The sequence below is a fragment of the Escherichia sp. HH41S genome, assembly GCF_009820115.1.
Lineage (GTDB): Bacteria > Pseudomonadota > Gammaproteobacteria > Enterobacterales > Enterobacteriaceae > Escherichia > Escherichia coli_F.
Genome location: NZ_VNXE01000119.1, coordinates 156,740 through 177,398, shown reverse-complemented (window position 1 = coordinate 177,398; position 20,659 = coordinate 156,740). Strand labels below are relative to the sequence as shown.

The 20,659-nt window shown below is 49.5% G+C and carries 18 protein-coding genes; 10 read left to right on the top strand and 8 right to left on the bottom strand.

Translation table 11 applies throughout. The features are described 5' to 3' along the window. The first annotated feature begins 76 nt into the window (after positions 1–76). Positions 77–1,672 carry an acyl CoA:acetate/3-ketoacid CoA transferase gene (locus FQZ95_RS22830; protein ID WP_032184342.1) on the top strand — a complete coding sequence of 532 codons (1,596 nt, stop codon included), beginning with the start codon at positions 77–79 and terminating at the stop codon, positions 1,670–1,672. A gap of 13 nt (positions 1,673–1,685) precedes the next feature. Continuing rightward, positions 1,686–2,837: an acyl-CoA dehydrogenase gene (locus tag FQZ95_RS22825; protein WP_000347836.1), complete on the top strand. Its 1,152-nt coding sequence runs from the start codon at positions 1,686–1,688 to the stop codon at positions 2,835–2,837. Between the two features lie 42 nt (positions 2,838–2,879). On the opposite strand, the gene FQZ95_RS22820 is transcribed toward FQZ95_RS22825, so the two are convergent. Further along, a complete protein-coding gene (locus FQZ95_RS22820; RefSeq protein WP_000284798.1) occupies positions 2,880–3,791 on the bottom strand; it encodes an AraC family transcriptional regulator in 912 nt (303 codons plus the stop codon). A gap of 315 nt (positions 3,792–4,106) precedes the next feature. On the opposite strand from FQZ95_RS22820, the gene FQZ95_RS22815 reads away from it, so the two are divergent. Genes FQZ95_RS22815 through fadK form a run of 5 tightly spaced genes read left to right on the top strand, consistent with a single transcriptional unit; the run spans position 4,107 to position 9,161 of the window. Next, positions 4,107–4,871 carry an electron transfer flavoprotein gene (locus tag FQZ95_RS22815; RefSeq protein WP_000692119.1) on the top strand — a complete coding sequence of 255 codons (765 nt, stop codon included), beginning with the start codon at positions 4,107–4,109 and terminating at the stop codon, positions 4,869–4,871. A 19-nt stretch (positions 4,872–4,890) separates the two neighbouring features. Then, a complete protein-coding gene (locus FQZ95_RS22810; protein WP_032184345.1) occupies positions 4,891–5,829 on the top strand; it encodes an electron transfer flavoprotein subunit alpha in 939 nt (312 codons plus the stop codon). A gap of 55 nt (positions 5,830–5,884) precedes the next feature. Next, the gene (locus tag FQZ95_RS22805; RefSeq protein ID WP_032184346.1) at positions 5,885–7,174 is read left to right on the top strand and encodes an FAD-dependent oxidoreductase; all 1,290 of its coding nucleotides are present in this window, start codon (positions 5,885–5,887) and stop codon (positions 7,172–7,174) included. Further along, positions 7,171–7,464, top strand: coding sequence for a ferredoxin family protein (locus FQZ95_RS22800; protein ID WP_000081071.1), 294 nt, complete (start codon positions 7,171–7,173; stop codon positions 7,462–7,464). The genes FQZ95_RS22805 and FQZ95_RS22800 overlap by 4 nt, the downstream gene beginning before the upstream one ends. A 56-nt stretch (positions 7,465–7,520) precedes the next feature. Further along, the gene (gene fadK / locus FQZ95_RS22795) at positions 7,521–9,161 is read left to right on the top strand and encodes a medium-chain fatty-acid--CoA ligase (RefSeq protein ID WP_202384192.1); all 1,641 of its coding nucleotides are present in this window, start codon (positions 7,521–7,523) and stop codon (positions 9,159–9,161) included. A gap of 50 nt (positions 9,162–9,211) precedes the next feature. On the opposite strand, the gene FQZ95_RS22790 is transcribed toward fadK, so the two are convergent. The 5 genes from FQZ95_RS22790 to ppsA form a co-directional block, all read right to left on the bottom strand. Further along, positions 9,212–9,955, bottom strand: coding sequence for an SDR family oxidoreductase (locus FQZ95_RS22790; protein WP_000160965.1), 744 nt, complete (start codon positions 9,953–9,955; stop codon positions 9,212–9,214). 12 nt (positions 9,956–9,967) lie between these two features. Then, the gene (locus FQZ95_RS22785) at positions 9,968–10,447 is read right to left on the bottom strand and encodes a YhcH/YjgK/YiaL family protein (RefSeq protein WP_000639091.1); all 480 of its coding nucleotides are present in this window, start codon (positions 10,445–10,447) and stop codon (positions 9,968–9,970) included. Positions 10,448–10,457: 10 nt separating this feature from the next. Next, positions 10,458–11,417, bottom strand: coding sequence for a 2-hydroxyacid dehydrogenase (locus tag FQZ95_RS22780; RefSeq protein ID WP_001049279.1), 960 nt, complete (start codon positions 11,415–11,417; stop codon positions 10,458–10,460). Between the two features lie 35 nt (positions 11,418–11,452). After that, entirely contained in the window at positions 11,453–12,853 is a 1,401-nt protein-coding gene (locus FQZ95_RS22775) for an anion permease (protein WP_001278074.1), read from the bottom strand. 488 nt (positions 12,854–13,341) lie between these two features. Beyond that, a complete protein-coding gene (gene ppsA / locus FQZ95_RS22770; protein WP_160530722.1) occupies positions 13,342–15,720 on the bottom strand; it encodes a phosphoenolpyruvate synthase in 2,379 nt (792 codons plus the stop codon). Positions 15,721–16,052: 332 nt separating this feature from the next. Between ppsA and ppsR the strand changes: the two genes are divergently transcribed. The 3 genes from ppsR (at position 16,053) to hemP (ending at position 18,412) form a co-directional block, all read left to right on the top strand. Next, complete coding sequence (ppsR, locus tag FQZ95_RS22765) at positions 16,053–16,886, top strand: posphoenolpyruvate synthetase regulatory kinase/phosphorylase PpsR (protein ID WP_000368046.1); 834 nt, start codon at positions 16,053–16,055, stop codon at positions 16,884–16,886. Between the two features lie 156 nt (positions 16,887–17,042). Further along, entirely contained in the window at positions 17,043–18,089 is a 1,047-nt protein-coding gene (aroH, locus tag FQZ95_RS22760) for a 3-deoxy-7-phosphoheptulonate synthase AroH (RefSeq protein WP_160530720.1), read from the top strand. A 131-nt stretch (positions 18,090–18,220) separates the two neighbouring features. Further along, a complete protein-coding gene (hemP, locus tag FQZ95_RS22755) occupies positions 18,221–18,412 on the top strand; it encodes a hemin uptake protein HemP (RefSeq protein WP_001270810.1) in 192 nt (63 codons plus the stop codon). Positions 18,413–18,415: 3 nt separating this feature from the next. Here the strand turns inward: hemP and selO are convergent, their stop codons facing one another. After that, on the bottom strand, positions 18,416–19,852 hold the full coding sequence (selO, locus tag FQZ95_RS22750; RefSeq protein ID WP_105276969.1) for a protein adenylyltransferase SelO: 1,437 nt from the start codon (positions 19,850–19,852) through the stop codon (positions 18,416–18,418). A 62-nt stretch (positions 19,853–19,914) separates the two neighbouring features. Beyond that, complete coding sequence (ydiV, locus tag FQZ95_RS22745; RefSeq protein ID WP_160530719.1) at positions 19,915–20,628, bottom strand: anti-FlhDC factor; 714 nt, start codon at positions 20,626–20,628, stop codon at positions 19,915–19,917. Positions 20,629–20,659 lie beyond the last annotated feature (31 nt).

Genomic DNA, 20,659 nt, shown 5'->3' with positions numbered 1-20,659 from the left:
AAAATATTTCGTGAGTCTCTGTGCGCTAATTCTCCATCTGGCGTAGGGAAAATCACACCTGAATCAGGAATTAACAATGAAACCTGTAAAACCACCTCGTATTAATGGACGAGTGCCGGTCCTGTCGGCACAGGAAGCGGTGAATTATATTCCCGACGAAGCGACACTTTGTGTGTTAGGCGCTGGCGGCGGTATTCTGGAAGCCACCACGTTAATTACTGCTCTTGCTGATAAATATAAACAGACTCAAACACCACGTAATTTATCGATTATTAGTCCAACAGGGCTTGGCGATCGCGCCGACCGTGGTATTAGTCCGCTGGCACAAGAAGGTCTGGTGAAATGGGCATTATGCGGTCACTGGGGACAATCGCCGCGTATTTCTGATCTCGCAGAACAAAATAAAATTATTGCTTATAACTATCCACAAGGTGTACTTACACAAACCTTACGCGCCGCCGCAGCCCACCAGCCTGGTATTATTAGTGATATTGGCATCGGAACATTTGTCGATCCACGCCAGCAAGGCGGCAAACTGAATGAAGTCACTAAAGAAGACCTGATTAAACTGGTCGAGTTTGATAACAAAGAATATCTCTATTACAAAGCGATTGCGCCGGATATCGCCTTCATTCGCGCTACCACCTGCGACAGCGAAGGCTACGCCACCTTTGAAGATGAGGTGATGTATCTCGACGCATTGGTTATTGCTCAGGCGGTGCACAATAACGGCGGTATTGTGATGATGCAGGTGCAGAAGATGGTTAAGAAAGCCACGCTGCATCCTAAATCTGTCCGTATTCCGGGTTATCTGGTGGATATTGTGGTAGTCGATCCGGATCAAACCCAACTGTATGGCGGTGCGCCGGTTAACCGCTTTATTTCTGGTGACTTCACCCTTGATGACAGCACCAAACTTAGCCTACCCCTAAACCAACGTAAATTAGTTGCGCGGCGCGCATTATTCGAAATGCGCAAAGGCGCGGTGGGGAATGTCGGCGTCGGTATTGCCGACGGCATTGGCCTGGTCGCCCGGGAAGAAGGTTGTGCTGATGACTTTATTCTGACGGTAGAAACAGGCCCAATTGGCGGTATTACTTCACAGGGGATCGCCTTTGGCGCGAACGTGAATACCCGTGCCATTCTGGATATGACGTCCCAGTTTGATTTTTATCACGGTGGCGGTCTGGATGTTTGTTATTTGAGTTTTGCTGAAGTCGACCAGCACGGTAACGTCGGCGTGCATAAATTCAATGGTAAAATCATGGGCACCGGTGGATTTATTGATATCAGTGCCACTTCGAAGAAAATCATTTTCTGCGGCACATTAACTGCGGGCAGTTTAAAAACAGAAATTGCCGACGGCAAATTAAATATCGTCCAGGAAGGACGGGTGAAGAAATTTATTCGGGAACTACCGGAAATTACTTTCAGCGGAAAAATCGCTCTCGAGCGAGGACTGGATGTTCGTTATATCACTGAGCGCGCCGTATTCACGCTAAAAGAAGACGGCCTGCATTTAATCGAAATCGCTCCTGGCGTCGATTTACAAAAAGATATTCTCGACAAAATGGATTTCACCCCAGTGATTTCGCCAGAACTCAAACTGATGGACGAAAGATTATTTATCGATGCGGCGATGGGTTTTGTCCTGCCTGAAGCGGCTCATTAACAGGAGTATCACGATGGATTTTTCTTTAACTGAAGAACAAGAACTGCTGCTGGCCAGTATTCGCGAACTGATTACGACTAACTTTCCGGAAGAGTATTTCCGCACCTGCGATCAAAACGGGACATACCCGCGTGAGTTTATGCGGGCACTGGCGGATAACGGCATTTCTATGCTTGGCGTGCCGGAAGAATTTGGTGGCATCCCTGCGGATTACGTCACCCAGATGTTGGCGCTGATGGAAGTGTCAAAATGCGGTGCTCCGGCATTTTTGATTACCAACGGTCAATGTATTCACAGCATGCGCCGTTTCGGTTCTGCTGAGCAGCTACGTAAAACGGCAGAGAGCACCCTGGAAACGGGTGATCCCGCCTATGCCCTGGCGTTGACGGAACCAGGCGCAGGCTCAGACAATAACAGTGCCACTACCACTTACACGCGTAAAAATGGCAAGGTTTACATCAACGGCCAGAAAACCTTTATTACCGGCGCGAAAGAGTACCCATATATGCTGGTGCTGGCGCGCGATCCAGAACCGAAAGATCCCAAAAAAGCCTTCACCCTGTGGTGGGTCGACTCCAGTAAGCCCGGCATTAAGATTAACCCGCTGCATAAAATCGGCTGGCATATGCTCAGCACCTGCGAAGTCTATCTCGACAACGTGGAAGTTGAAGAGAGCGACATGGTGGGCGAAGAAGGAATGGGTTTCCTCAATGTGATGTACAACTTTGAGATGGAACGCTTGATCAATGCCGCGCGCAGCACCGGCTTTGCCGAGTGTGCCTTTGAAGATGCCGCCCGCTATGCCAACCAGCGTATCGCTTTTGGTAAGCCCATTGGTCATAACCAGATGATCCAGGAAAAACTGGCGCTGATGGCGATTAAGATCGACAACATGCGCAACATGGTGTTGAAAGTGGCATGGCAAGCCGATCAGCATCAGTCACTGCGCACCAGCGCGGCGCTGGCAAAACTGTACTGCGCACGTACCGCAATGGAAGTTATTGATGATGCGATTCAAATCATGGGCGGTCTGGGCTATACCGATGAGGCGCGCGTCTCTCGCTTCTGGCGTGATGTCCGTTGTGAACGTATCGGCGGCGGTACAGACGAGATTATGATTTACGTAGCGGGTCGGCAGATCCTGAAAGATTATCAGAACAAATAATCTGCAGGCGGCGCAGCTTCTTAACAAACTGCGCCGCCAGATTTATCCGGCAAGACTTACTGGTTGAGGAAATTCAGATAGGATTTCTTGTTCCGCAAAACAGTTTTTAAATTGCCTGCGGTAATCGCTGGGCGAACAGCCGACATGGCGCAAAAACAGTTTGGCAAAGTGATCGACATTTTCATAACCCACACGCCAGGAGATCTCTGCCTGTGATAATTCAGTATTAGTGAGTGACCATTTCGCTTCCGTCATACGCCGTTGAATAACATAGTTAATAGGGGAAATACGATACTCTTTGGTAAATTCATGGCAGATATAACTGACGCTGGCACGAAATTTTTTCGATAACTGCTCTAAAGTGATTTTTTCGCGATAATTATTATTCAGATAGAAAAGAATATCTTTTATCAGAACATCTTTTTTAATATACCCCTGCTCCGAACGATAAGCATTTTTAAAGTTTTCGTAGTAAAGAATTGCTAACGTATAGGCAAATGCGTCCCATAACGAAGATGTTTGGCTATTTTTACTTTGCGGCAAAATCACACTTAGCTCATTAAATAAGGTTTTAATGACTTCTTTTCCCTGCCCTGCGGCAATTACCGGGCAAGAATGCGGTTGCAGTAGCTGATTTTCCTCAGCCCCCTGAAACTGAAAGCCGTACAGCGCACAGGTACACGTCGTTGCTGGATCGTTAACGTCAGAGGCCACCGCATGCAACCTGCCACGTTCTATCACCACAATGTCATCGGCATGCGCGACATATAACGAAGAATCGATGGTAAACCTTGCTACCCCTTTCTTGACGTAAATCAACTCGGTTTCATTGTCATGAACGTGATGTCCGGACTCCCATTTTGGATCATCGCTAAATGCAAAACGTGAAAGCCGTGGCGTTTTACCGGCGACAAACAGCGTTTCGCTGGCGTTATCAAAACAGCGTTGATACATGACAACCTCCCTATTCCATGAGCAAGCAAAAACAATATATGCCGGATAAAATACGGCGTGTATTGCGGTTATACAACCGCGTTTAGCGAGAGCTAAACAAGATTATTTACACTGAATGCAAGATTGTACGGTCATGGCATAACAACATTGCCGCAAATTGCACTTTTGTTTTAGCGATCGCATTTTTTTTGCAAGATTGTTGGCAAGGAAAACAGCTTGCTCCGTCGAAAACCCCGCACCGCTATCGCACACTATTTTCAGGCCATTTTTACCTTCCATCGGAGATGGTTCCGTATGCGACTCACAGGAGAAATCATGAAAATAATAACCTGCTTTAAGCTGGTGCCTGAAGAACAGGACATTGTTGTCACTCCAGAATATACCCTGAATTTCGACAATGCCGACGCCAAAATCAGCCAGTTCGATCTCAATGCCATTGAAGCTGCAAGCCAGATTGCAACAGATGACGATGAGATAGCCGCGCTGACCATTGGCGGCTCATTGTTGCAGAACTCGAAAGTGCGCAAAGACGTGCTATCCCGCGGGCCGCATAGCCTGTATTTGGTGCAGGATGCGCAACTTGAACATGCACTGCCTCTCGATACCGCAAAGGCGCTGGCGGCAGCAGTTGAAAAGATCGGCTTCGATTTACTGATCTTTGGTGAAGGTTCCGGCGACCTTTATGCCCAGCAGGTTGGCTTGCTGGTCGGAGAAATTCTGCAACTTCCGGTGATTAATGCAGTGAGTGCTATTCAGCGTCAGGGCAATACACTGGTGATTGAACGCACGCTTGAAGATGATGTTGAAGTTATTGAGCTCTCTGTTCCAGCCGTGCTCTGCGTCACCTCCGATATTAACATGCCACGCATTCCTTCGATGAAAGCCATTCTCGGCGCGGGTAAAAAACCGGTAAATCAGTGGCAGGCAAGTGATATTGGCTGGAGCCAGAGCACGCCACTTGCTGAACTGACCGGCATTCGCGTACCGCCGCAAACAGAACGTAAGCACATCATTCTCGATAACGATTCGCCGGAGGCCATTGCCGAGCTGGCGGAACATCTGAAGAAAGCCCTGAACTGAAGCCTACGGAGAAGAAACGATGAGTCAATTAAACAGCGTCTGGATCTTTAGCGATAATCCTGAACGTTATGCTGAACTGTTTGGCGGCGCTCAGCAATGGGGCCAACAGGTGTATGCCATTGTACAAAATACCGACCAGGCGCAGGCAGTTATGCCTTATGGGCCAAAATGTATTTATGTTCTTGAGCAAAACGACGCGCTGCAACGTACTGAAAATTACGCCGAAAGCATTGCTGCCCTGCTGAAAGATAAACACCCCGCTATGTTGCTGTTGGCCGCGACGAAACGTGGTAAAGCTCTGGCAGCACGGTTAAGTGTGCAACTGAATGCGGCGCTGGTGAACGATGCCACGGCGGTGGATATTGTCGATGGTCACATTTGCGCCGAACACCGGATGTATGGCGGGTTAGCGTTCGCTCAGGAAAAGATCAACAGCCCGCTGGCGATCATTACCCTTGCACCCGGTGTTCAGGAACCGTGCACCAGTGATATCTCTCATCAGTGCCCGACAGAAACGGTACCTTATGTTGCCCCGCGTCATGAAATTCTCTGTCGCGAACGCCGTGCGAAAGCGGCAAGCAGCGTGGACCTGAGCAAAGCAAAACGTGTGGTTGGCGTCGGTCGTGGTTTGGCGGCGCAGGATGACCTGAAAATGGTCCACGAACTGGCGGCGGTGCTGAATGCTGAAGTCGGCTGTTCACGTCCAATTGCCGAAGGCGAGAACTGGATGGAGCGTGAACGTTATATCGGTGTCTCCGGCGTGTTGCTGAAATCCGATCTCTACCTGACGCTGGGGATCTCCGGGCAGATCCAGCATATGGTTGGCGGCAACGGTGCAAAAGTGATTGTCGCCATTAATAAAGATAAAAATGCGCCAATCTTCAACTATGCCGACTACGGTCTGGTGGGCGATATTTACAAAGTCGTCCCTGCCCTGATTAGCCAGTTGAGCCGCTAATTCCCCTTTCAACCACATCTCCCGCTGTAAATGCAGCGGGAAGGGAGCATAACGCATGTCGGATGACAAATTTGATGCCATTGTGGTCGGTGCGGGCGTTGCCGGTAGCGTTGCCGCACTGGTCATGGCGCGAGCCGGGCTGGATGTCCTGGTGATAGAACGCGGCGACAGTGCCGGATGTAAAAACATGACCGGCGGGCGTCTTTATGCCCACACACTTGAAGCGATTATTCCAGGCTTTGCAGCATCAGCGCCGGTAGAACGCAAGGTCACACGCGAGAAAATCTCCTTCTTAACCGAAGAGAGTGCCGTTACCCTCGATTTTCACCGCGAGCAACCAGATGTTCCGCAACACGCGTCTTATACCGTATTGCGTAATCGTCTGGACCCGTGGTTGATAGAACAAGCCGAACAGGCTGGCGCGCAGTTTATCCCGGGCGTTCGTGTCGATGCGCTGGTTCGTGAAGGAAATAAGGTCACTGGCGTTCAGGCCGGGGAGGATATTCTCGAAGCGAATGTAGTGATTCTGGCTGATGGCGTTAACTCAATGCTTGGCCGCTCGCTGGGAATGGTTCCCGCTTCCGATCCGCATCATTACGCAGTTGGTGTTAAAGAGGTTATTGGCCTCACACCAGAACAGATCAACGATCGCTTTAATGTTACGGGCGAGGAAGGTGCCGCCTGGCTGTTTGCCGGTTCCCCTTCTGACGGCTTGATGGGCGGCGGATTCCTCTATACCAACAATGATTCCGTATCGCTGGGGCTGGTTTGTGGATTGGGTGATATCGCTCATGCGCAAAAAAGCGTGCCGCAAATGCTGGAAGATTTTAAACAACACCCCGCAATTCGCCCGCTGATTAGCGGCGGCAAACTGCTTGAATATTCCGCGCATATGGTGCCGGAGGGCGGTCTGGCAATGGTGCCGCAGCTGGTTAATGAGGGTGTGATGATCGTCGGTGACGCCGCAGGTTTCTGCCTCAATCTGGGCTTTACGGTTCGCGGAATGGATTTAGCCATCGCATCGGCCCAGGCTGCCGCCACAACGGTGATCGCCGCCAAAGAACGCGCGGATTTCTCCGCCAGCAGTCTGGCGCAATACAAACGTGAGCTGGAACAAAGTTGTGTTATGCGCGATATGCAGCATTTCCGCAAGATCCCGGCGCTGATGGAAAACCCGCGCCTGTTTAGCCAATACCCACGAATGGTCGCCGACATCATGAACGAAATGTTCACTATCGACGGTAAGCCTAACCAACCGGTACGCAAAATGATCATGGGACATGCGAAGAAAATTGGGCTGATCAACTTGCTGAAAGATGGCATTAAGGGAGCAACCGCGCTATGAGCCAGAACGCTACGGTTAACGTCGACATCAAATTAGGTGTCAATAAATTCCATGTTGATGAGGGTCACCCGCATATCATTCTGGCGGCAAATCCCGATATCAATGAATTCCGTAAATTAATGAAAGCTTGCCCTGCCGGACTTTATAAGCAGGATGACGCAGGAAACATACATTTTGATTCCGCCGGTTGTCTCGAATGCGGCACCTGTCGGGTGTTGTGTGGCAATACGATTCTCGAACAGTGGCAATATCCCGCAGGCACCTTCGGTATTGATTTTCGCTACGGCTAATCATGCATCCCACAGGCCCGTATCTCGGGCCTGATGTTCTGTTTCGAGAGTCCAAAATGAAAGTGACATTAACGTTTAACGAACAACGTCGTGCGGCGTATCGTCAGCAAGGATTATGGGGCGATGCTTCGCTGGCTGATTACTGGCAGCAGACCGCTCGTTCGATGCCAGATAAAATTGCCGTGGTCGATAATCATGGTGCATCGTACACCTATAGCGAGCTCGATCACGCCGCGAGCTGTCTGGCAAACTGGATGCTGGCGAAGGGTATTGAATCAGGGGATCGCATTGCTTTTCAACTGCCTGGCTGGTGTGAATTTACCGTTATCTATCTTGCCTGCCTGAAAACCGGTGCGGTTTCCGTGCCGCTGTTGCCTTCCTGGCGGGAAGCAGAACTGGTGTGGGTGCTCAATAAGTGTCAGGCAAAAATGTTCTTTGCACCGACGTTGTTTAAACAAACGCGTCCGGTAGATTTAATCCTGCCGCTGCAAAATCAGCTTCCACAACTACAACAAATTGTCGGCGTGGACAAACTGGCTCCCGCCACCTCTTCCCTCTCATTAAGTCAGATTCTCGCCGACAATACCCCACTGACTACGGCGATAACGACCCACGGCGATGAATTAGCCGCTGTGCTATTTACCTCCGGAACCGAGGGTCTGCCAAAGGGCGTGATGCTAACGCATAACAATATTCTCGCCAGTGAGCGGGCTTATTGCGCGCGGCTGAATCTGACCTGGCAGGATGTCTTTATGATGCCTGCGCCACTTGGTCACGCAACGGGCTTTCTGCATGGCGTAACGGCACCATTTTTAATTGGCGCTCGCAGCGTGTTGTTAGATATCTTTACCCCGGAAGCCTGTCTTTTGCTACTTGAGCAGCAACGGTGTACCTGCATGCTCGGCGCAACACCGTTTGTCTATGACCTTTTGAATTTACTGGAGAAACAGCCCGCAGACCTTTCTGCACTCCGCTTCTTTCTTTGCGGCGGCACCACGATCCCCAAAAAGGTGGCGCGTGAATGCCAACAACGCGGCATTAAATTATTAAGTGTTTATGGTTCCACAGAAAGTTCGCCGCATGCGGTGGTAAATCTCGACGATCCTTTGTCGCGCTTTATGAACACCGATGGTTACGCTACCGCAGGCGTAGAGATTAAAGTGGTCGATGATGCACGCAAGACCTTACCGCCTGGTTGTGTAGGTGAAGAGGCTTCGCGTGGTCCCAATGTGTTTATGGGGTATTTTGATGAACCTGAATTAACCGCCCGTGCGCTGGATGAAGAAGGCTGGTATTACAGCGGCGATCTCTGCCGAATGGATGAAGCTGGCTATATAAAAATAACCGGGCGCAAGAAAGATATTATTGTCCGCGGCGGGGAAAATATTAGCAGTCGTGAAGTGGAAGATATTTTATTACAGCATCCTAAAATTCATGATGCTTGTGTTGTGGCAATGCCCGATGAACGCTTAGGTGAACGTTCATGCGCTTATGTCGTGCTGAAAGCACCGCATCATTCATTATCGCTGGAAGATGTAGTGGCATTTTTTAGCCGTAAACGGGTCGCGAAATATAAATACCCTGAACATATCGTGGTAATCGAAAAACTACCGCGCACGGACTCCGGTAAAATACAAAAATTTTTGTTACGTAAAGATATTCTTCAACGGCTGGAACAAACATGCGTTGAGGCATAAGTCATAAATAATAAAGCACCTTACAAGCAAGGTGCTTTATTCAATCTCGATTAACCACGTCCGACATACGGCATATTATTTGCCATAATCGTTATTTCCAGCACATTCGTGGTTACTGGCAACTGAGCCATCATCTGAATGGCCGCTGCAACATCAGCAACATTCATCATATCTTCCGCTTTAATAGCACCATCTGCCTGATAAACGCCCTTACGCATCCGATTCGATAATGTCGTTTCCGCATTGCCGATATTAATTTGCCCGCAAGCGATATTAAATTTGCGACAATCCAGGGAAATGGCCTTGGTCAACCCGGTAACAGCATGTTTCGACGCCGTGTATGGCGCAGTATAGAGGCGCGGCGTCAGTGCAGAAATCGACGCATTGTTAATAATACGTCCTCCCATTGGCTGCTGCGCTTTCATGATTTTAATCGCCTCTTTCGAACACAAAAATGTCGAATGAATATTGGCGTTAAACACGCGCGTCCACTCAGTAAACTCAACCTCTTCAATACTTTTTGCCGGACTATTATTGCCCGCATTATTGAACAAGAGATCCAGTCGACCAAAAAGAGCCTTAATCTCGGCAAATAGCGCAACGACAGCGGACTCATCCGTAACATCGGCAACCAGAGGAATAAAGCGTTCCTTGGCTAATCCTTGTGCACATTGCTGTAAGGTTTCTTCGTTACGCGCGGCAACAATAACTGTATATCCAATGTCATAGAGTGCCTTTGCTGCTGCGTAGCCGATGCCTTTACTTCCCCCCGTCACCAGGGCAATTTTTGTCATAGCCAGCTCCGCCTATAATAAACTCATGTCGATTTTCACGACTGTTTTTTTGATTTTTTCCACGTTATCGATTTTATAGCATGCCCGATGCACTTCTTCCGGAAAGACCACCACAAACTGTCCTGGTGTTAGCGTGATGATTCGATCATTAATACGTTCATCAGCATAAAAAATAACATCACGGTCGCCCAGATGGCTTTCTACAACCGAGTTTTCCCCATCATCAAAATCCACACAAATCCGCTCTTCTCCGGCAATTAAAAAATGGACATCAAGATATTTACGATGAACTTCCGGTCGACATTCATGTAGTGGTTTAGTCATCGGTTCAACCACGGTATAAAATATTGAGTCATCCTGAATAAAAACCTTCTCTCCCACAGGAAGACTATTCAGATCATGTTGTGAAAGATACTCAATGACACGAGTGATGACAGGATGAAATGTCCGCTTTTGTTGTTCACTAAGATACGCGATATCACCATAAATCATATTTTCCGCCTTATTGAGTAACAGGGGTAATAACTGGCCGCCCGCTAAAGAAAGCCTGTAAGTTATCAAATACCAAATCCGCCATCGCATTAAACGTTTCGCTCGTACCACTGGCGATATGTGGCGTAAGGACAACGTTATCCAGCGACATTAATTGTTCTGGCACATGTGGTTCGTTGGCATAAACGTCCAGTGCCGCACCAGCAATGATGTTATTTTGCAGAGCATCAATCAGATCGGTTTCGTTCACCACTGATCCCCGGGAAATACTGATCAAATGCCCGGTTTTCCCCAGAGCCTGCAGCACCGTTTTGTCAATAACGCCGCGCGTACTCGCGCCGCCTGGCAGCGTCAGAACGAGGAAGTCCACCGCTTGCGCCAGAGAAACCAACGAATCATGCGCCGTCCAATCAGGTTTGTTATGCGGTTTTGGGTCGAAATAGTGAATTTCCATTTCAAATGCTGCTGCACGGCGGGCTACTGCGTTACCAATGTTCCCCAGACCGACAATTCCGCAACGTTTGCCACTCACTTTCGTCGCCATCGGGAAACGCCCCTCGTTTGGCCAACGGCCGTCACGAACATAACGATCGGCAATGTTAATACGTCGGGCAACATTGAGTAACAACGCTATACCAATGTCTGCGACACAGTCATTAAGCACGCCAGGTGTGTTGGTGACGATAACGCCATGCTCCCTGGCTGCCACGATATCAATAGGGTCATAACCCACACCGTTGCTGGCAATAATCTTCAGATTCGGAAATTTTTCTATTAGCGCCCGAGAAGCCCCCATTACCGGATTACCACTGGTCACCAGCGCCTGAATATCCGGCGCGATTTGCGTGTAAAAAGCGCCTTCGTCAGCCAGTTCCCACAGGCGATATGCGGTGAAGGTAGATTCAACTTTAGCCATTAAGCGGTCACTTAGTTTGCCGACGATCGCCACTTGAATATCTTTTAAGTTCATACACTATTCCTTGATTGATGTTTGTCACAGGCCACTTACCACAGGCCAAGAATTTTCCACCACACCGCCCCCAGTCCGAACCAGATGACAATGTTCAACAACATGACGATAAAGCCCAGCCGCCACCATTCTCGTTGCGAGACATAGCCAGCGCCGTAATAGATCACTGCGGGTCCGTTGCCATAATGCGAAATGCCGCTCATCAGGTTAGTGACGAACGCCAGTGACAGAGCCGCCATCATCGGCGGTGCGCCAGCAGCAACCGAGACGCTGCCAAAAGCGGCATACATCGCCACTACATGCGGCGTACTTCCGGCAAAGAAATAGTGGGAATAGCAATAAACTATCAGCAACACCGTCAACGTTATCTCCCACGGAATGCCGGTGAACAGCGCCGAGGTTGTGACGGCAAACCATTTGAACAGGCCAAGCTGATTGAGCTTATCTGCCATACAGATCATGACTCCCAGCCAGACCAGAATGTCCCAGGCCCCCTTCTCTGACTGCACATCCTGCCAGGTGATAATCCGGGTCATCAACATTAAACAGACGCCAGAAAGCGCGACAGCCGTCGCATCCAAGCCAGTCCATTTCGATGTACTCCAGGCCAATAATGAAAGCAGGAAAATGCCAATCGTCACGCGCTCATCACGGGTTACCGGCCCCATTTTGATAAGTTCTTCCTGTGCCAACGCTTTGGCTTCTGGCGTCTTTTTGATCTCTGGCGGGTAGAGTTTGTAAATGACCAACGGCATAGTGATAAAAGCGATAATGCCCGGCACCAGTGCGCTTAGCGTCCACATCCCCCATGAGATATCGACAAATAAAGTGCTGGCCGCCAGAGATACAATGAGTGCATTTGGCGCGCTGGCCGTCATAAACATCGAGGATGAGAGACAGTTGGAATGGAACACCGTCTGCATCAGATAAGCGCCTATTTTACGCGGCCCTTGATCCGGTTCAGATCCAAAGCTGTTAGAGACACTGCGAACAATCGGGAACAAAATCCCTCCTGCTCGCGCTGTGTTTGATGGCGTTGCGGGCGCGATAATCATATCGCTTAACGCCAATGTATAACCCAGACGCAACGAGCTGCCGCCAAATCCGCGAATCAGCAAATAGGCGATACGCCGCCCCAACCCCGTTTTGATGAATCCTTTCGCGTACAGGAATGCGGCGACAATAAGCCATACCGTCGTGCTGCTGAAACCTTTTAAGGCTTCGCTGGTTTTCATCATGCCGGTCAGCATAATAAAACTGATGGCTATTAACGCGATAGCGCCTACCGGCAACGGTTGCAGAATAAACGCCACCACAGTGGTGATAAATATGGCCAGAATGTGCCAGGTTAAGGGTGTTAATCCGTCGGGGACGGGGAAAAACCATATAGCGAGTGCGACAATCGCACAAATCAGGACTTTCAAATAGCAACTCATATGCAATCCCTGTAGCTGTTTCCCACCGCTCGCGGAGGGAATTTATCCTGTTTTCTGTACAGCCAGACAAATCAGAAAATCGGTTTTAGTTCGAATAAATTCTCTGAATTACATAATCTGCGCTTATGTCTGAATAACGGTGCGGTAATTTTTCATGGCCATATCCCTTTTTATGCTGTGGTTGAAGACAGTATAAAAACGGGACTCATCAGTGACTTCGTGCAATCCAACGAACTCTGGACGAAAAAATTACGCATATGCTTAAGGAAATTGACGTGTGGTCACATTCGGCTTTGAGAAAAAACGGTATCGAGAATTATTCTGTGGAGAGGATCGCAAACAAATTAAAATCAGAAAGAACAGCAGCCAATTATTCAGATGATGTCCGGAAGCTTTTTATATTGCACGAGCGCGTTTGCCCAAAGCAGGTTGTTAAAAGGTGGGGATATAGAAATGGACCCGGCGACTGAACGCCGCCGGGTTTTTATTTACTTGTTAAGTTCAGCCAGGCTTAACCAGGTTTGCACCACGGTGTCCGGGTTCAGAGACAGGCTATCGATCCCCTCTTCCATCAACCATGCAGCAAAGTCTTCGTGGTCGGATGGACCCTGACCGCAAATCCCGACATATTTGCCCTGCTTCTTCGCGGCACGAATCGCCATCGACAGCAGTGCTTTCACTGCATCGTTGCGCTCATCGAACAGTTCAGACACCACGCCAGAGTCTCGGTCCAGACCAAGCGCAAGCTGCGTCATATCGTTTGAGCCAATTGAGAAGCCGTCGAAATATTCGAGGAACTGCTCTGCCAGTAAGGCGTTGGACGGAATTTCACACATCATGATGATCTTCAGCCCGTTTTCACCACGTTTCAGCCCCTGGCGCGCCAGTTCTTCAACCACCGCTTTCGCCTGATCTACGGTACGCACGAACGGGATCATGATCTCAACGTTGGTCAGTCCCATGTCGTTGCGCACACGTTTCACCGCTTCACACTCCAGTGCGAAGCAGTCGCGGAAGCTGTCGGAAACATAACGTCCCGCGCCACGGAAGCCGAGCATTGGGTTCTCTTCATCTGGCTCGTAACGTTCACCACCGACCAGGTTGGCGTATTCGTTCGACTTAAAATCAGAGAGACGGACAATGACACGCTTCGGATAAAACGCAGCACCCAACGTCGCGATCCCTTCAGTCAGACGACCAACGTAAAACTCACGCGGAGAATCAAAACCTTTCATCATCTCGCGGATTTCGTTTTGCAACTGCGGTTCCTGATCGTCAAACTCAAGCAGTGCGCGTGGGTGGACGCCAATCATACGGTTGATGATAAATTCCAGACGCGCAAGGCCCACGCCTTCGTTCGGCAGGCAGGCGAAATCGAAAGCACGGTCCGGGTTACCGACGTTCATCATCACTTTCAACGGCAGATCCGGCATCGTTTCCACGCTGGAGCTTTTCACGCTAAATTCCAGCAACTCAGCATAGACGTAACCGGTATCACCCTCTGCACAAGAAACAGTGACGTTCTCACCGTCTTTCATCCGTTCTGTTGCATCACCACAGCCCACTACCGCCGGAATGCCCAGTTCACGAGCGATAATCGCCGCGTGACAGGTACGACCGCCACGGTTGGTGACGATGGCAGATGCTTTCTTCATGATCGGTTCCCAATCTGGGTCGGTCATGTCAGTAACCAGCACGTCGCCAGGTTCGATGCGGTTCATTTCGCTGATGTCATGGATGACTTTCACCGGACCCGCGCCGATGCGATGACCGATAGCGCGGCCTTCGGCGATAATCTTGCCCTGTGAATGCAGCGTATAACGTTCCATAACCTGACCGCGAGAACGCACAGTTTCTGGACGCGCCTGCACGATAAACAATTTACCGGTGTGGCCATCTTTCGCCCACTCAATATCCATCGGGCGACTGTAGTGTTTCTCAATTTGTACGGCCTGTTTTGCCAGTTCCTGCACTTCTTCGTTGGTCAGCGAGAAGATGTCACGCTGTTCCTGCGGTACGTCTTCGATTTTAACCTGCTTGCCGTGCTCCTGGGTCGGCGCGTAAACCATGCGGATTTTTTTTGACCCCATGGTGCGGCGCACGATAGCCGGGCGATTCGCCGCCAGTGTCGGTTTGTGCACGTAAAACTCATCCGGGTTAACCGCACCCTGCACGACCATTTCACCAAGGCCCCATGCGGAAGTGATAAACACCACCTGGTCAAAGCCGGATTCGGTATCAATGGAGAACAACACGCCAGAAGATGCGAGGTCGGAGCGCACCATCCGCTGAACACCGGCGGAGAGCGCCACGCCACGGTGATCGTAACCCTGGTGCACACGATAAGAGATGGCGCGATCGTTAAACAGAGAAGCAAATACATGTTTCACTGCCACGAGAACGGCGTCAAAACCCTGAACGTTGAGGAAAGTTTCCTGCTGACCGGCAAAAGAAGCGTCCGGCATATCTTCTGCAGTAGCGGAGGAACGCACCGCAAAAGAGGCGTTTTCGTCATCGGCGGAAAGCTGTGCATAGGCTTCGCGGATGGCGTTTTCCAGCTCAGGCTGGAAGGGAGTGTCGATAATCCACTGGCGGATTTGCGCGCCCGCTTTCGCAAGCTGGGTAACATCGTCAATATCCGTTTTATCCAGCAGTTCATAAATGCGCTGGTTTACGCCGCTTTGATCCAGAAACTGGTTAAACGCGTCGGCGGTTGTGGCGAAACCATTCGGAACGGAAACACCCATTCCGGAAAGGTTAGTAATCATTTCACCCAGGGAGGCATTTTTGCCCCCAACCCTGTCTACATCATTCATGCCGAGTTGGTTATACCAAAGCACCAGCGGTGACGAGCCATTGTTGGACATCGAACAATCCTTTTGTGATAAATGAACGGTTTGAGAAACACATTTCTGCGCATTTATCTTTGCATATTTAACCGGATGAAAAAAACGGTGAATCGTTCAAGCAAATATATTTTTTTACTTTTTAAGACTGATCCCAGCGTTGCGCAAATCTGCTCTCTTCGACAATTTCCACATAAACCATCGGTATAAACGAAACCGTAAAAATGAAATGCTGTTTTCATAAAAAATAAAATTGAAGGTTCATTTTATAAACCAGACATAACGTTCTACGCTTCTGTACGTTTTTAATTTATGCTTTCATAGAATTATGTCTGCATTACGGGAAGAACAAAATGGATAATGCTGTTGATCGCCACGTTTTTTATATTTCTGATGGTACGGCAATAACTGCGGAGGTATTAGGACACGCAGTAATGTCACAATTTCCCGTCACTATCAGCAGCATTACGCTGCCGTTTGTCGAAAATGAGAGCCGTGCACGGGCAGTGAAGGATCAGATTGACGCAATTTATCACCAGACAGGTGTGCGCCCACTGGTCTTCTACTCCATCGTGTTGCCGGAGATTCGCGCCATCATCTTGCAAAGTGAAGGCTTTTGCCAGGATATCGTTCAGGCGCTGGTTGCCCCGCTACAACAAGAGATGAAACTGGATCCAACGCCGATTGCTCATCGTACCCATGGCCTTAACCCTAATAATCTCAATAAATACGATGCGCGCATTGCGGCGATTGATTACACCCTTGCCCATGACGACGGCATTTCGTTGCGCAATCTGGACCAGGCTCAGGTGATCCTGCTCGGCGTTTCTCGCTGTGGTAAAACCCCCACCAGTTTGTATCTGGCAATGCAGTTTGGTATCCGCGCGGCAAACTACCCCTTTATTGCCGACGATATGGATAATCTGGTGCTACCCGCGTCGCTCAAACCGCTTCAGCATAAATTGTTCGGCCTGACTATCGACCCGGAACGTCTGGCAGCGATTCGCGAGGAACGTCGGGAGAACAGTCGCTATGCCTCGCTTCGTCAGTGCAGGATGGAAGTCGCGGAAGTGGAAGCGTTGTACCGTAAAAATCAGATCCCATGGATTAACAGTACCAATTATTCGGTAGAAGAGATTGCCACCAAGATCCTTGATATCATGGGCCTTAGTCGTCGAATGTACTAGAGAACTAGTGCATTAACTTGTTTTTTTGTTATCATGCTAACCACCCGGCGAGGTGTGACACACCTCGCACTTGAAATCAGCTGCGATTGGTTTATCGTGATGCGCATCACTTCCCGGTAGTCCTGCCGTAGAAGCAACAAATTTCTGAGACTTGTAATGAACAGAACTGACGAACTCCGTACTGCGCGTATTGAGAGCCTGGTAACGCCCGCCGAACTCGCGCTACGGTATCCCGTAACGCCTGGCGTCGCCACCCATGTCACCGACTCCCGCCGCAGAATTGAAAAAATACTGAATGGTGAAGATAAGCGACTGTTGGTCATTATTGGCCCCTGCTCGATCCACGATCTCACCGCTGCAATGGAGTACGCCACCCGTCTGCAGTCGCTGCGCAACCAGTACCAGTCACGGCTGGAAATCGTAATGCGCACCTATTTTGAAAAACCACGAACTGTTGTCGGCTGGAAAGGGCTAATCTCCGATCCGGATTTAAACGGCAGCTATCGGGTAAATCACGGTCTGGAGCTGGCGCGCAAATTACTTTTACAGGTAAATGAGCTGGGCGTCCCTACCGCGACTGAGTTCCTCGATATGGTGACCGGTCAGTTTATTGCTGATTTAATCAGTTGGGGCGCGATTGGCGCACGTACTACCGAAAGTCAGATCCACCGTGAAATGGCTTCGGCACTCTCCTGTCCAGTAGGTTTTAAAAATGGTACCGATGGCAACACGCGGATTGCCGTGGATGCTATCCGCGCAGCCCGCGCCAGCAATATGTTCCTCTCGCCAGACAAAAATGGTCAGATGACCATCTATCAGACCAGTGGCAACCCGTATGGCCATATTATTATGCGTGGCGGCAAAAAACCGAATTACCATGCGGATGATATCGCCGCTGCCTGCGATACGTTGCACGAGTTTGATTTACCTGAACATCTGGTGGTGGATTTCAGCCACGGTAACTGCCAGAAGCAGCACCGTCGCCAGTTAGAAGTTTGTGAGGATATTTGTCAGCAAATCCGCAATGGCTCTACGGCGATTGCTGGAATTATGGCGGAAAGTTTCCTGCGCGAAGGAACGCAAAAAATCGTCGGCGGTCAGCCGCTCACTTACGGTCAATCGATTACCGACCCGTGTCTGGGCTGGGAAGATACCGAACGCCTGGTCGAAAAACTCGCCTCTGCGGTTGATACCCGCTTCTGAATGCGTGCCCATTCCTGACGGAATGGGCATTTCTGCGCAACTTGTTGTCTTCTCAACAAATTACTGCTTGCTCTGGCCCGCCAGAATATTGATAATAAGAATCATTGTTATATCAATTATTATTAATTTTTATGCGTTATACGGATAGCAGAAAACTCACGCCTGAAACGGATGCCAATCACAAGACCGCTTCCCCGCAGCCCATTCGGCGAATTACCAGCCAGACACTGTTAGGTCCGGATGGCAAACTGATTATCGATCATGACGGGCAAGAATATCTGCTTCGTAAAACTCAGGCTGGCAAGCTGCTGTTGACCAAGTAGCCTTTAACTCGAGCAGCTGACTTGAAGCCGTTTACCCCAGTCAGGTGGACGACTGACATAGTCATCATCCCTGTCGCTGAAAGGATTTCGCAACGCCTCATGCAGGCGGTGCAATTCCGTCATATCACCCTTTTCTGCCGCTTCAATCGCCCGTTGCGCCAACCAGTTGCGCAACACCAGAGCTGGGTTAACGCTTTGCATCAGCTGCTGACGCTCACTATCGGTAACCTCGTCTTGTTGCAAACGTACCCGATAACGGGCAAACCAGTCATCAAATGCCGCACGATCGATAAACTCATCACGTAGCGGTGACGCCGCGCTGTACTGCTCGGTCAGACTCAGCATGCGGAATGTTCGGGTATAATCGCTGCGCTCTCGCGCCATCAGACTGAATAATTCATTCAGTAGCGCGTTATCCTCTTTTTGCTCCGTCATGAATCCCAGTTTCTGCCGCATCCTTTGTCCATAATGCGTCAACAAAACCTGCTGATAGCTGTCCAGGGCCTCATTCAGGGCATCTACGGCAACAAATGGTGACAATGTCTGCGCCAGACGCTGTAAATTCCACAACGCGACGGCAGGTTGATTATCAAAGCTATAACGCCCCTGGTGATCCGAGTGATTACAAATAAAACCGGGTTCGTAATCATCAAGAAAACCAAACGGCCCGTAATCAAGCGTCAGCCCCAGCAGCGACATGTTGTCGGTATTCATCACCCCATGAGCAAAGCCGACCGTCTGCCATTGGGCAATTAACGATGCGGTACGTGCGACAACATCGGTAAACCAGAGACGGTATTTGTCCTCATCATCTGCAAGATGTGACCAGTAATGACGAATAGCAAATTCAGCTAACTGACGAACCTTTTCCGGCTCGCGGCGATAGTAAAAATGTTCGAAATGACCAAAGCGCAGATGACTTGGTGCCACACGCATCAGCATCGCGCCTGGCTCCACCGTTTCCCGATACACTGGTGAATCGCTGGTGACGATACTCAACGCGCGGGTCGTCGGAATGCCCAGATAATGCATCGCCTCACTGGCGAGACTTTCTCGTATCGTCGAACGTAAAACCGCCCGTCCATCACCCATTCGCGAATAAGGCGTCAGGCCAGCACCTTTCAGATGCCAGTCCATTGTAGTGCCATCAGCAAGCCGTTGTTCGCCGAGTAAAATGCCGCGCCCATCACCCAGTTGACCCGCCCAGACGCCGAACTGATGACCACTGTAAACCTGCGCCAGTGGTGACATACCAGGCAGTAGGGTTTCGCCACCCCAGACACCTGCGCCATTTTTAAACAGTGACGATGGAATACCCAGCGTGTTAGCCAGTTCGGCATTATGCCAAATCAGCCGGGCATTATTTAAAGGCGTAGGGGAAAGTGTTGTATAGGTTGCTGGCAATTCATCGCGCCAACGGGTAATAAAAGACAGGGTCATAGATCCTCCTGTTTGATAGTGTAGACGGTTACTCTCGTCTTAAACACCAGCAAACAGGAGGGTTATCGCTGAACCAACGTCGTTATCTGATTTACAGGAACGGCAGGCCACAGGCATCCCTGGAGAGCATGGAAATCAAAGGGGGTAATCTGTGCCATTATTTCTGGCGTATCAATACCCCCCGCGATGATGCAATTGCAAAATGGGGAAATTTGCGCCTGGATCGCACGAATAAACGGTTCGAAGGAGCGATGCGTGATTTGTTGCTGAATAAAACTTTTATCCAGCATGACGCGGGTGAAAAGACCATCAAAAACCGCTTTCATTGTGCTATTGCCTGCGCCCAAATTACCTAACACAAGGGGATACATTTGCGATAAGGACAAAAGATCGCGATTATCTTTTCCTTCATCGAGATGCGGGTAATTCTCATTAATCAACAGTTCAATAAACGGATATTTTAATAGTTCGCCCGCGTAATTATCCCTGTCTAATAATAAAGTAGCCACTTGTGGGGTTAAATTAAGCCAGGCAAAGAGTTTATGTTGAATAAAAAAGTGTTGGCATGATTTTAGCAATTCCAACTGCTCAGAAAATAATTGCCAATGTTGCTCCTCGGTAAGTTGCGCTATAACCCGACTCGTCGGTATACGAACCGTACCATCTTCACTGGAGAAATGGGTAATTAACTCAACGCCGACAAGGTCTTGCTGGTTATCTCTTATCGGCAGGAAATAGCAATCAGAATGATAAAGATTCTCCAAAAAAATCTTCATGGTAACCGTCCCTCTCGAAGGATGTTTTTCA

Bases quoted from the DNA above. Each gene is read 5' to 3' on its own strand.
- FQZ95_RS22790 (WP_000160965.1), bottom strand. From the start codon at position 9,955: ATGACAAAAATTGCCCTGGTGACGGGGGGAAGTAAAGGCATCGGCTAC.
- ppsA (WP_160530722.1), bottom strand. From the start codon at position 15,720: ATGTCCAACAATGGCTCGTCACCGCTGGTGCTTTGGTATAACCAACTC.
- FQZ95_RS22785 (WP_000639091.1), bottom strand. From the start codon at position 10,447: ATGATTTATGGTGATATCGCGTATCTTAGTGAACAACAAAAGCGGACA.
- FQZ95_RS22830 (WP_032184342.1), top strand. From the start codon at position 77: ATGAAACCTGTAAAACCACCTCGTATTAATGGACGAGTGCCGGTCCTG.
- fadK (WP_202384192.1), top strand. From the start codon at position 7,521: ATGAAAGTGACATTAACGTTTAACGAACAACGTCGTGCGGCGTATCGT.
- FQZ95_RS22810 (WP_032184345.1), top strand. From the start codon at position 4,891: ATGAGTCAATTAAACAGCGTCTGGATCTTTAGCGATAATCCTGAACGT.
- hemP (WP_001270810.1), top strand. From the start codon at position 18,221: ATGCGTTATACGGATAGCAGAAAACTCACGCCTGAAACGGATGCCAAT.
- FQZ95_RS22780 (WP_001049279.1), bottom strand. From the start codon at position 11,417: ATGAACTTAAAAGATATTCAAGTGGCGATCGTCGGCAAACTAAGTGAC.
- selO (WP_105276969.1), bottom strand. From the start codon at position 19,852: ATGACCCTGTCTTTTATTACCCGTTGGCGCGATGAATTGCCAGCAACC.
- FQZ95_RS22815 (WP_000692119.1), top strand. From the start codon at position 4,107: ATGAAAATAATAACCTGCTTTAAGCTGGTGCCTGAAGAACAGGACATT.
- FQZ95_RS22805 (WP_032184346.1), top strand. From the start codon at position 5,885: ATGTCGGATGACAAATTTGATGCCATTGTGGTCGGTGCGGGCGTTGCC.
- ppsR (WP_000368046.1), top strand. From the start codon at position 16,053: ATGGATAATGCTGTTGATCGCCACGTTTTTTATATTTCTGATGGTACG.
- FQZ95_RS22825 (WP_000347836.1), top strand. From the start codon at position 1,686: ATGGATTTTTCTTTAACTGAAGAACAAGAACTGCTGCTGGCCAGTATT.
- FQZ95_RS22800 (WP_000081071.1), top strand. From the start codon at position 7,171: ATGAGCCAGAACGCTACGGTTAACGTCGACATCAAATTAGGTGTCAAT.
- FQZ95_RS22775 (WP_001278074.1), bottom strand. From the start codon at position 12,853: ATGAGTTGCTATTTGAAAGTCCTGATTTGTGCGATTGTCGCACTCGCT.
- ydiV (WP_160530719.1), bottom strand. From the start codon at position 20,628: ATGAAGATTTTTTTGGAGAATCTTTATCATTCTGATTGCTATTTCCTG.
- aroH (WP_160530720.1), top strand. From the start codon at position 17,043: ATGAACAGAACTGACGAACTCCGTACTGCGCGTATTGAGAGCCTGGTA.
- FQZ95_RS22820 (WP_000284798.1), bottom strand. From the start codon at position 3,791: ATGTATCAACGCTGTTTTGATAACGCCAGCGAAACGCTGTTTGTCGCC.